7 protein-coding genes are annotated in these 12,368 nt (G+C 45.3%); 6 read left to right on the top strand and 1 reads right to left on the bottom strand.

What is annotated here, in order from left to right; genetic code table 11:
• Window positions 1-218: 218 nt before the first annotated feature.
• Entirely contained in the window at window positions 219-3,890 is a 3,672-nt protein-coding gene (locus ACFQ3S_RS18885; RefSeq protein WP_377167440.1) for a S8 family serine peptidase, read from the bottom strand.
• A 245-nt stretch (window positions 3,891-4,135) separates the two neighbouring features.
• Between ACFQ3S_RS18885 and ACFQ3S_RS18880 the strand changes: the two genes are divergently transcribed.
• From ACFQ3S_RS18880 to ACFQ3S_RS18855, 6 genes are all read left to right on the top strand, one after another.
• Entirely contained in the window at window positions 4,136-4,555 is a 420-nt protein-coding gene (locus tag ACFQ3S_RS18880) for a hypothetical protein (RefSeq protein WP_377167437.1), read from the top strand.
• A 143-nt stretch (window positions 4,556-4,698) separates the two neighbouring features.
• Window positions 4,699-5,586 carry an SDR family oxidoreductase gene (locus ACFQ3S_RS18875; RefSeq protein WP_377167434.1) on the top strand — a complete coding sequence of 296 codons (888 nt, stop codon included), beginning with the start codon at window positions 4,699-4,701 and terminating at the stop codon, window positions 5,584-5,586.
• A 201-nt stretch (window positions 5,587-5,787) separates the two neighbouring features.
• The gene (locus tag ACFQ3S_RS18870; protein ID WP_377167431.1) at window positions 5,788-6,141 is read left to right on the top strand and encodes a hypothetical protein; all 354 of its coding nucleotides are present in this window, start codon (window positions 5,788-5,790) and stop codon (window positions 6,139-6,141) included.
• Window positions 6,142-6,266: 125 nt separating this feature from the next.
• Window positions 6,267-8,279, top strand: a complete 2,013-nt coding sequence (gene ligA, locus ACFQ3S_RS18865) for an NAD-dependent DNA ligase LigA (protein ID WP_377167428.1) — start codon at window positions 6,267-6,269, stop codon at window positions 8,277-8,279.
• Window positions 8,280-8,445: 166 nt separating this feature from the next.
• Entirely contained in the window at window positions 8,446-9,633 is a 1,188-nt protein-coding gene (locus tag ACFQ3S_RS18860; protein ID WP_377167425.1) for a hypothetical protein, read from the top strand.
• 223 nt (window positions 9,634-9,856) lie between these two features.
• Window positions 9,857-12,307, top strand: coding sequence for a DUF5686 and carboxypeptidase regulatory-like domain-containing protein (locus ACFQ3S_RS18855; RefSeq protein WP_377167422.1), 2,451 nt, complete (start codon window positions 9,857-9,859; stop codon window positions 12,305-12,307).
• The last annotated feature ends 61 nt before the right edge of the window (window positions 12,308-12,368 follow it).

Raw genomic sequence — 12,368 nt, 5'->3', positions numbered from 1 at the left:
ATTCGTTTCTAAATTGCAAAACAAATAAATTTTACCATATCCCCCAAGAATTATGCTTGATCCCAAAAAAGCGGGTTTTTTCGCTTTATAAAAGTTCATAAAATTAGATAAAACTTCATTTAATTAGATTTTTCCACATGCCCAAGGTGATGCCGATGGGTATAAAAGCAAAAATGCCGGCACTTACATGACCGGCATTTTATTTTCCTATTTAACTATTACTTAACTACAATAATTTTAGTACTGTATGCTTTTTGTCCTAACAGCACCCTCAGTATGTAGGTACCGGCGGGCACGTCAGATACATTAACCGGTGTACTGAAATTACCGGCGGGTATAGTACTGTTTTGAGTGTACACTGTTTTGCCTATAGTACTAATTAGTGACAGCGTTAAGTTATCGGCAGCGGATGCAACAAAATTAACGTTGAGCTGGGTAGTGGCCGGCACCGGGAACGCGGTTAGCCTGATCTCGTTAGAGGTACTCACCACACCGTCGGGCTTAATATAGGTGTACACCGGCGATATAGCGGTACAACCCGAAACCAAGGGGTTTTTAAGCTGGTAATTACCGCTTTGGGTAGGCACATAAGTTTGGTTGGTTGCACCGGGTATCAGTACATCATTTAAATACCATTGATTGTTGGCCGTAAAATTAGATGACAGCGTAGTACCGTTTTGCGTAATAACCGGTGTTAACACACTTACCGGCACCCTGGCCAGCGATGCACAACCTGCGCTGGTTACCTTCATATCGTAAAAATAATAGTAAAAAGCCAGGTAAGCAGCCTGATCGGGCGGTATGGTGGTGGCATTGTTACCAGTAATGGCAAATACATCATTACCAAAAGGATAACCGGTAACCCGTGAATTACTACGGTATAGGGTTGCACCATTGGCATAACTAACATTAATATAATAGGTACCGGCGGTTGGTAAAAGCAGGTTCAAATTATACACCCGGCCCTGGTCGTTGGGGTCGTCGGCCTGGAGGCCAGCTGCCGCAGGGGTACGCGTGGCAGTAACGTTGAGGGTTGTTGCCGATACATCTTCGCCGTTGGCATTAGTAACGGTGAATGTAATACGGCCCGAATTACCAATGTACAAACGTGCGCTTTGGATAACCACGGGTATTTTAGTAGTAACAATTACCGATGGCGTAAACTGGTTATAACCACCCTGGAACACACTTTTGGTAGCAGGGCCAACACTGGCACTAAAATCATTTAACCCGGCGTAATAGGTTCCGTTAGCGGGGGCGGTTTTAGTGAAGGTACTTTCGCCCGCGGCTACCGGTACGCCACCTGTAGCGGTGGTGTACCAAAGTAACCCGCCATCGCCCCTGCCCGATAACAGGTATTGCTTGCTATCATCGCAATAAGCAGCCGATAAGTTGGCTGGCACTGGCACCGCACCTATAATTATAGATGCCGTAATACGGTTATTGGTTGCAATGGCATCATTGGTAAGGCCGGTTTCGGCAGTAACCGTGTAGGTGGCCCCGGCTGTGGTATTAAAGGTACCGGCTAATATAAAATCATCCTCGGCCGCTTGGCTCAACGTACCGGTGTAAGTTTCGGCAATGGTGGTTACCTGGCCGCCTGCTGCCGGTGTAATGGTTACCGTTATGGGTATATTGGCAATATCGCTGGTACCAAAGTTTTTAAGCCTTACGTTAATGCGCGATGTACCGGCACAAGCACCGCCAATGGCACTGTTGTTTACGGCAATAACACCCGCATCGCGCGTGGCAGTTACAAATTGCACCCGGTAATCCTGGGTTTCACCTTTAACGTAGGTACCGCAAGGGGTAATATCGGCCGGAGTGCTGGTTTCTACCAGCACCACCCTCATTAAGCTGAAATTGCCGGGTACAACGGTAGTGGGTACAGTTATATCGGCCGTATAAGTACCCGTTCCGTTAATGGTAACGCCTGTGGTGGCGGCCAGCTCGGTAGCCGGGTCAAAAGTGCCATCGCCATTATAATCTATAAAAATTTTAGCCCGTTTGTTAAAGTTACCGCTGCAGGTACCTAAGGTTAAACTGAGTGGATAAGTGCGTCCCTGTTCTAACTGCGCGGTAAGGCTGGTATAATCGGAATAGGTTGTACAACCCGCTGCCGGAGTATTGTTAATGTTAGACAGCGTGAGGTTGTTTACACGCGAATCGGCGCTGGAACTGGGTGCCGATGCGCAATAAGCGGTGCCGCCCACGCCGGTTACAATCATGGAGTAAGCCTGCGAACCGGTTTGCAAGGTTCCTTTATGGGTAATGCGGATGGTATAGGTACGTCCTGGTACCGCGTTTTGAATGTACACCTGTTCTATATTATCGCGTACGTTATCGCCGGTTGTGGCGGCCGTTGCCGGCGAAAGCGGGTTAAGCACCCAGGCCCGGTAAGTATTGGTGCCATCACTTACATTAATATCCAGGTCGTTAATTAATTTCGATGCGCGGTCGTTCAGGGTACCATCGGCCGTTACCGTACCAGGCAGGTCTGTCCAAGCAATGCTGGCCACCAACGGGCCATTTCCCGATGCTACCACCGTAGTAGTTGCTGTTTGTGCTTGAGTAAGGGTATTTTCATTAATGAGGCTTTTGCCACCTTTGTTAATAATGGCTTGTGTAGCCTTGCTCATATCCAGTACACCCCAGCCATAGCTATAATCGGGGCCAACATTACCTGCATCAAAGGCGGTATGGCAGGCTAATGCTTTTAACGTGGCCGATCGCATAAACACATTGGCATTACGCTGTGCATACAGTTCCTGCAACAGGTACAGCGAGCCGGTTACATTGGGTGATGACATGGAAGTGCCCGATAGGGTAAGGTAAGCGGTAGCACTGCTGTTACCCGATGATAATAGCGCATCGCCATCGCCGCAAATATCGGGCTTAATGCGGCCATCATCTGTAGGGCCGAAAGAACTGAAATAACTGATGCTAACATCTTGCCGGGTAGTGGGTCCGTAAGGCAATTGGTTGATAGCGCCAACGGTAAGCACATTTTTAGCGTTTGAAAATCCCGGCATCACATCGTAACCGGTATTGCTGCTAATACTGGCATCGCGCGTTTTTTGAACTAATGTACCGCTGGCATTATAGCCGTAATAGCTTGAGCCAACGGCTGGTCCGGGGTAGCCCCTGTTGTTGCCCGCGGCCGATACAATTAAATAATAAGGCGCATTAACGGCAACCTGGTCCAAACTACGCGATTCGGAATCATAATAGCCAAACTTATAATCTTCGGTAGCATCGGGCCTGCCGTACCATTCCCAGCGGGCCTCATCTTCATCATAATTCCAGCCGGCTAACGTACCGTACGAATGATTAGAGAGCAATAAACCCGAAGCCGCGGCGGTAATTTCGGCAACATCGTTATTAAAATCGTACGATTGCAGGGTGGTAGCGTTAAAGGCCATTCCACGTGCCGGAGCATATACACCCCTGGCTATCATGGTACCGGCTACGTGGGTAGCGTGCGCGTCGGAAGCGGAGGTGTTACGCAGGGTTATGGTTTTACCGGCAAACTCCTGGTGATCGGTGCGTACGGTACCGCCGTCCCAAATAGCCAGTTTACCGTTAAGTAAGGTGTTTGACCCTGAGAGGTTTAAACCCAATGAGCCACCCGGCTGTACCGTGTTGGTACGGGTGGTGGCGGCAGCTACAATATTGTTAAAGGTTTTATAATAAATAGGAAACCCTAAAGGCGATACGCGCTGCAAGGCGGTAATAGTACCGAATTTGGAAACCCGGCGCGTAAACCAATTATGGCTTAACGCCTGGCCCATGGCATTTTTTAAACCCGCGTTGTAAGCCACGTCCCAGCGGGCGGCCAACTGGTCGAGCTCGGTTTTTTTTGCCGCTGTAACTAAAGGTTTTTGTGCCATTGCATTACCTGCAAATAGCAATAGTGAAATACAAAGAGTTATATTTTTGTAAAGATAATTGATGCGCATAGGATGATTGAACCCGGGATTACCTGCCCCGGCAAAATTTTCGTAATTTAAAAAATAAATAGCAACATTTATGGTCAAACATTACATCAAAAATACCCTTTATTAATTAACGTATGATGTTTATTTCCGGCTCTTATTTATTTAAATTAAAACCTGTGGCTCTTGTTCTTTTAACCATGGTTTCCTGTTCAGTGCAGCAACGTCAATCCCACACTCCGGTTACCCAAGGAATTGATGGTTTTATTTACCTCGTAACCGGCAATCAAATGCCTATGAAAGGCAAACCAGTGCAACGCCACGGCAAAGGCATGGTGCGCGAAGTTTGGATATACCAGGCAACAACCGTACAACAGGTGCAGGGGCAAATGCCCTTGTTTACCAGCATCCATACCCGGTTAGCCATTAAAGTATGGAGCGATAGTACGGGGCATTATCAAGCCGCGTTACCGGCAGGCATGTATTCGGTTTTTGTGAAAGAAGGCGAGCTGTTTTTTGCTTCGGAAACCGATGGCCCGGGCATTATAAACCCGGTAGAGGTTGTTGCAAACAAGGTTGCCAGCCGCAACGTAACCGTTAACATTGGGGCGGCGTATTAATTCATCTTATGTCATCTCGAACGGTAGTGAGAGATCTTGTTTAATGTGAAAAGTAGGCCATGTGTATGTTTAAACAAGATTCCTCGTTATCACTCGAAATGACACTTTTTTCTATTTTAAAACTGCCTTTAAAGGCACTTACTATGACTAACATATCTCCAAAAATATTAATTACGGGTGCCACCGGCCAGGTTGGCGGCAGGGTAATTAGCCTGCTTCAAAACCAAAGCGATATAACCCTGGTAGCGGCGGTACGTTCGGCGCAAAAAGCAATTGATTTTACCAACAGAAACATTGAAACCGTTATTTTTGATTTTGACGATGAAGGCACCCATGCCGATGCCTTAACCGGTATTGATCGTTTGTTTATTGTAACCGGTTACACGGTAGATATGCTGAGGCAGAGCAAGGCCTTATTAGATAATGCCAAAAAAGCCGGTGTAAAACATGTGGTACACTTAGGTGCCTGTGGCCGCGATGATACCACCATAGCGCACTGGGCCTGGCACCAGTTGGTGGAGCGTTACATTGAATGGTGTGGTTTTACCTACACGCACTTACGACCCGAAACTTTTATGCAGAACCTGCTGAGCTATGGCGGCACCCAAGTGGTGAATAATGGCATCATTCATCAATATGTACAAGGCGCGCGCAAGAGTTGGGTGGATGTGGATGATGTGGCACAGGTTGCCGCCATTTCCCTGTTGCACCCCAAACTGCACGGCAACCAAACCTACCGCCTGGGCTACGATGCCAAATCGTATTATGAAATAGCCGCCCTAATGTCGCAGATTATAGGCAAACCTTTTGAATACCAGCCGCAGGAGCCCGAAGTATTTTTACAAAATATGGTTAACGCCGGTGCCGAAATGGCCTACATGAGCTGCGTTTACGACCACTATAAACGCTATGCCGCCGGAACCATACCTGGTGCCGATGACGTGTTAGATAATTTTTTTGCCATTACGGGTAAACAGCCGGTAACCTGGGATGCTTTTATACAAAAGCATAAAGAAGAGTTTGATTATTAAGTGGGTGAGATTGAGGCACGAGGTACAAACTTCTGCCAGTACTCGTTCAGCATGTGGTCGGTGTTATACATCGCACCACTAAAAATAAAAATTGATCATAGCTGACCTCATCCTATTTTCTAATCGGTATAACATAAGAGGATCAATTTCAGATCATCAAATATACCTGGTATCATTATATTTGATAAAATATAATGCCGCATGAAATTTTTATCACTGGAACCATTCATCCCCTCGGGAAATAATTTTGAGGGATCGAAGCAATTCTTTTTAGAATTAGGCTTTCATGTGAACTGGGAAGTACCCGGCTATATTGGTTTTCAGCGTGATGAGTGCCGGTTCGTTCTTCAACATTTCGATAACACGGAATTTGCTCAAAACTTTATGTTAAGCGTAAAGGTAGACGATATTGACGGGTTTAGAAACAGTGTACTCAACAATAAATTACCTGAGAAATATGGCGTACGCATCGGGCAAATCGCAAAACAACCTTATGGTAGGGAAGTGACCGTAATTGATATGGCAGGGGTGTGCTGGCATTTTGTGGAACAGTAATTCGTTTTTTTCGGAAACAAGCGGTACACCTAAGTCCAAATGCTGGCGAAAATCTTCGTGCTATTCTAAATTCGAAATTGAACATTCGAAATTCGATATGCTGTGCATTTAACTATCTTCGTGGCATGGCAACTCACCAGGCTAAAACTTTAATTGATAACCTTACCGCTGAGCTTAAACGGCATAATTACAATTATTATGTGCTGGCACAGCCAACCATAACCGATTACGATTTCGATCATAAACTGAAGCAGTTAGCCGAACTGGAGAAGCAACACCCCGACCTGGCCGACCCGGATTCGCCCACGCAGAAGGTAGGTGGCGAGGTAACCAAAGAGTTTAAAACGGTGAAACACCGCTGGCCCATGCTCTCGTTAGGGAATACCTATAACGAGCAGGAACTGCTTGATTTTGACCAGCGTGTGCGCAAAGCCATTGGCGATAATTTTGAGTACGTGGTGGAGCTGAAGTTTGACGGGCTGAGCATGAGCCTTACCTACGAACAAGGCAAACTGGCCCGTGCCGTAACCCGCGGCAACGGCGTGGAGGGCGACGACGTGACCACCAATGTACGCACTATACATACCATCCCCAAAAAATTGCCAACCGGTAATTATCCCGACCTGTTTGAGATCCGTGGTGAAGTTTTTATGCACCGTAAGGCTTTCGAGCGGCTGAACAATGAGCGGATAGAGAATGAGGAAGTACCGTATGCCAACCCGCGCAACTTTGCATCGGGCACTATGAAGTTGCAGGATTCGGCCGAGGTGGCGCGCCGCCCGCTCGATTGCTTTTTGTATGGCCTGTACATGGATAAATCGCCGTTTAAAACCCATTGGGAAAGTTTACAGGCGGTAAAGCAATGGGGTTTTCAGGTGAGCGACCATAGTAAGCTGTGTACCGATATTACCGGGGTGCTGCAATTTATTGAGTACTGGGACAAGGAGCGTTTTAACCTGAGCTTTGATATAGACGGTATTGTATTGAAAGTAAATAATTACAACCAGCAGGAAGAACTGGGCTTTACCGCTAAAGTTCCCCGCTGGGCCATATCTTATAAATACAAGGCCGAACGGGTAGAAACTGTGCTGCAAAGCGTGGATTATAATGTAGGTCGTACCGGCGCCGTTACACCTGTGGCTAACCTCAAGCCGGTTTTACTGGCCGGTACCACGGTTAAGCGTGCCACTTTGCATAATGCCAACGAGATTCTGCGGTTAGACTTGCATGAGGGCGACACGGTTTACGTGGAGAAAGGTGGCGAGATCATCCCCAAGATCATCAGCGTTAACCCCGATAAAAGGAACCATGATGCCCGGCCCATTGCCTACCGTACTACCTGCCCGGCTTGTAACACGCCTTTGGAGCGCAAGGAAGGCGAAGCAGCCTTTTACTGCCCTAATGATGAGGGTTGTCCGCCGCAAATTGTTAGCAAAATGCAGCACTTTGTGGGCCGAAAGGCTATGGATATTGACGGCCTGGGCGACGAAACCATCGAAACCCTTTACCAACGCGGCCTTTTATCGTATATCAGCGACATCTACGAGCTGCATACCCATGCCGATGAGTTAAAGCAGATGGACCGCTTCGGCGAGAGATCGATCACCAATATGCTGGCCGGTATTGAAAAATCGAAAGAGAAACCGTTTGAAAAAGTGCTGTTTGGCCTGGGTATCCGCTATGTGGGCGAAACCGTAGCCCGCAAACTGGTAGCTCATTTTAAAACGCTGGAACGCATTCAGGCGGCAAGCTTAGAAGAACTGACCGCTGTAGATGAAATAGGCGAGCGCATAGCCCAAAGCCTGTTGGAATACCTGGGCGGCGAAGTGCATCAACAGGAATTGGCCAAACTGCAATCGCAAGGCTTACAATTTGTATCGGTGGTGAAGGAAGTTACCCTGGCCAGCGAAAGCCTGAGCGGTAAAACATTTATTATTTCGGGCGTGTTTGAAAAATACTCGCGCGAGGAGTTGAAGGATATGATAGAGCAAAACGGCGGCAAGATATTGAGCAGTATATCGGCCAAACTGAATTACCTGGTAGCCGGCGACAACATGGGCCCTGCTAAGCTGGAAAAAGCCAACAAGCTGAATGTGCCTATTATTACGGATGAGGAGTTGTTGGGGATGATTGGGTAGGCAGTGGTTAATGTTTCAGCAGTGGCTCCTGCGTTGGTTCGAGGTAGGTGACTTGGAATTCATATGCCCATTCGCTAAGCGGCAGCCTATACTATAACGCACTATTAAATCCCGATCCAAAAAACTATCCGCAAAAAATTCATATTTTAATCCCAAAAACCGGCCGATGAAAACTTTAATACTTTTACCATTTATTATTTTAGGTTCGTTGGCCGTTGCCCAAAAAAAACTTGCCGTAGTTAAAGCTACCTCTAAAAATGTGGCTATCAAGGATGGTAACGAACTGGATAAAAATGCCTGGACGCTTTCACCAAAGATCAGACCGGATGTGTTTACAGCAGAAAGAACACGCAAAACCAAATATGTAACTTTTTATACGGATATTGATTCTATTAGCGTAAAAGTCAAACCCGGATCCCGGTATGATTTTATTATTTTGCTAAATGGTAAGGATTCTTGCTACACCCGAATTGAAAGCGCCGTTCCACCGGAAGATAAAAAGCAACCCAAATTAGCCATACCTGATACTATTCCGTTTATACGAACAGCTCATGAAGCGATTAGCTTCCAGGCAATAATTAATGAAACAGACACGGTGATGCTGCACTTTGATACCGGCTCGTGGGACGTTCGGTTAATTAAAGAGGCGATTATCAAAAAAACGAAGTTATTATCTGATCAACCTGAATACTTGGCTGGCAAAGCTGCGCCTAATTTTAATAAGATCAACAAGGTTGTTAAGCTGCAAATAGGTAAACAGGTTTTTAATAACCTGCCATTTGCAGCTACAGATTTTACCGCACATGATATGGACGGGCGTTTTGGCTGGAACCTGTTTGAAGGTAAACAGGTTGAAATAGACTATGATAGCAGCCTGATGATCGTGCATTCCAGAAAATTGATCAAAGCGCCTAAAGGTTACACTAAATCTATATTAAAATTTAAGCGTTCTTTCATGATTGTTGAAGGAGCTATGAAAAAAGGGGATAGAAAAATCAACGGAGATTTTTTGATGGATACCGGCGCGGAGATTGCCATTATTTTGGATAGCACATGGGCGGCTCAAGCCGATTTTGCCGAAGGGTTGCCATTAATGAAGACGATAACGTTAACTAACCCTAGGGGTAGTAAATTTGAAACAAAGGTTGTGTTAGCACCAGCTTTTGTAATTAACGGCTTTGAACTTACCGGTATTCCTACGTTGATCCTGGGTACCCGTAATCCGGCCGGTTTTTCGGTTAACACCCTGGGCGGCGATGTACTCAAACGCTTTAATATTATTATGGACTTTAAAAATGATTGCATATACTGGAAACCGAATACGCTTTTTAATTTGACTTATCACAAAAGCTGACTAACTACTGATATAAATACCTCCCCCGCTGTGTTTTCATAGGCTATTGCTCTTAAAGGAGGATAAAAAAATTAAAGCGATTTCCCTGCGAACATTTCCAGCGTAAATACTTTCAGCCTTTCATTTCGCACATTTACAGTTAATTTTAACACAAATTAACAAAGCCTACACCCTTCTCATCCCATAAAATTTTCTCATCTTTAGGCGCAACCACAACATAACAATGAGAGCTGCTTTATCACTGGTTACTTTTCTTTTATTGTCTTTAAACGTATTTGCGCAAACTTATACGCTGAGTGGTACCGTTAAAGATAACACCGGCAATCCTATTCCGTTTGCTACTATAATGGTTAAAAACACCAGCAAGGGTTCGTCGGCTAATAGTGATGGGCAGTATAGTTTATCGGTGGCCTCAGGCTCGTATGATATCCTGTTTAAAGCTATTGGCTACAAGCAGGAAACACGACAAGTGAACCTCAAAACCAATCAGGTACTCAACATCCAACTGGCTCCCGAATCGTACCAGCTGCAAAACGTAGTGATTAGGGCCGGGCGTGAAGATCCGGCTTACGAGATTATCCGTAACGCCATCCGCAAGCGTAAAACCTACCTTAACGAGGTTAAAAGCTATACAGCCGATACTTATATAAAGGGATTACAAAAATTACTGGCCGCCCCCAAAAAGTTTATGGGCCGCGATATTAATCAAATTGGCCGCGAACTGGGCCTCGACTCCAACCGTAAAGGTATCCTCTACCTATCCGAATCAGAGTCGAAACTGAGCTACATGCAGCCTAACCTATACCACGAGGAAATGATCTCCTCCAAGGTATCGGGCAGTAACCGGGCGTTCAGCTTCAACCGGGCATCCGATCTGCGAGTAGACCTGTACCAGAACCTGCAAAACTGGGAGGGTTTGGGTAATCGCCCGCTGATATCCCCTATTGCCGACAATGCCTTATCGTACTATAATTACAAGTTTATGGGCCTCACCAACGAAAACGGTGAAACCATCAACCGCATTCGTGTAACCCCCAAACGCCAGTATGAGCCAACATTTGAGGGCTACATCTATATTTTAGATGACAGCTGGCGCATACATAGCATCGACCTGTTTCTAACCAAATCATCTGGCATTAATTTTCTGGATACCATAGCTATTAAGCAACAATACATCCCCTTAAATAATAAAACCTGGATGCCTTCATTGCTTAAGTTTGAGTTTAACGGCGGCTTTTTTGGCTTTAAGTTTGGCGGTTACTTTGTGGCGGTTTACAAAAACTACGATACCGATCCTCAACTCAATAAAAAGAGTTTTATGGAAGTAATGAAAGTGACAGCCGGTGTTAACAAAAAAGATTCGACCTACTGGGAACAGGCCCGCCCTATCCCGCTAACAGATGAAGAAAAGATAGACTATCAAAAGAAGGCCGTGCTGGCTAAAAAGCGGGAATCAAAACCTTATTTAGACTCTATTGATAAGGTTTTTAATAAGGTTACGCTTACTAAATTCTTAATGTCGGGCATTACTATCCGTAACAGGTACGAGAAATCATACCTGCGTGCCGAATCCGTTTTAGGATCGGTTTTATATAATACGGTTGAAGGTTTCGCCATTAATTATGGTGTTACTTATGCTAAACAAATTGATAGCCTTAATAATAAGTACCTGCGTTTAGGTGGTAGGGTACGCTATGGTTTTAGTAATAAATTATTGCATGGCAGCGTAAGTGCTACTATACCCGTTAAAGATTTCACCTTTGGTTTTAATGCCGGTTCGGATGTGGTTGACCTTAACAACCTGCAGCCCATGACTAATTTTTCCAACACTACATCCAGTTTGTTTTTCAGACGTAATTTCCAAAAGCTGTACGATAAACATTTTGTTTCGGCCTCCGTTGCGCACCGTATAGCCGGTGGCTGGACGGCCTCCGTAAGTGCCGAAGTTGCCGACCGTAAATGGCTCGATAACACTTCCTACTTCAGCTTTTTCAATAAACAACGCAGCTATACCTCTAACAACCCCTTTGTACCAGGTGCCGATGTGCCAATATTTGCCAACAACCAATCATTTAAAATCAATGTACGTACCACCTATAATTTCAGCAATAAATACGTAACCTACCCCAGCGGGCGTTATTACCTGCCATCGGCGTATCCGCGTTTAGATGTAGGGTACACTAAAGGTATCAAAAGCGCATTCGGATCTGACGTAGATTACGATTTGCTCACGGCTAGTTTATTTAAAGATGATATAAGCTTAGGCTTGTACGGAACGCTATCTTTCCACGTTGGGGCAGGTAAGTTTCTGAACAACAATAAAGTGTTTTACACCGATTATAAGCACTTTTTAGGTAACGAGACCATTTTGTATAATAGGGCTTTAAATGCTTTTTTAATGCTCGATTATTACGATGCCAGCACAGGTAACCAATACCTGGAGGGTCACCTCGAACACAATTTTGGCGGAGTATTGCTAAGTAAAGTTCCCCTGATACGCAAGTTTAAACTACAGGAACTGCTGGAAGTAAATTACCTGACTACCCCCGCCATGAAAAATTACACCGAACTGGGTGTCGGCTTTAAATACCTGGCCTTTAGGGTACTGTATGGCTGGTCGTTTAATAATGCTAACAATTCCAAATCAGCATTCAGGATAGATATTGGCTTTTAGTGATATGGCTTTGATGTGTTCCTAATGTTATTATTATGTGAATTTATTTAATCCATGATAG

Origin of the sequence: Mucilaginibacter terrae, from assembly GCF_042679325.1 — a bacterium.
GTDB classification, from domain to species: Bacteria; Bacteroidota; Bacteroidia; order Sphingobacteriales; family Sphingobacteriaceae; genus Mucilaginibacter; species Mucilaginibacter terrae.
Note: the sequence above shows the minus strand (reverse complement) of the source record. Positions and strands in the feature narration are given on the sequence as shown.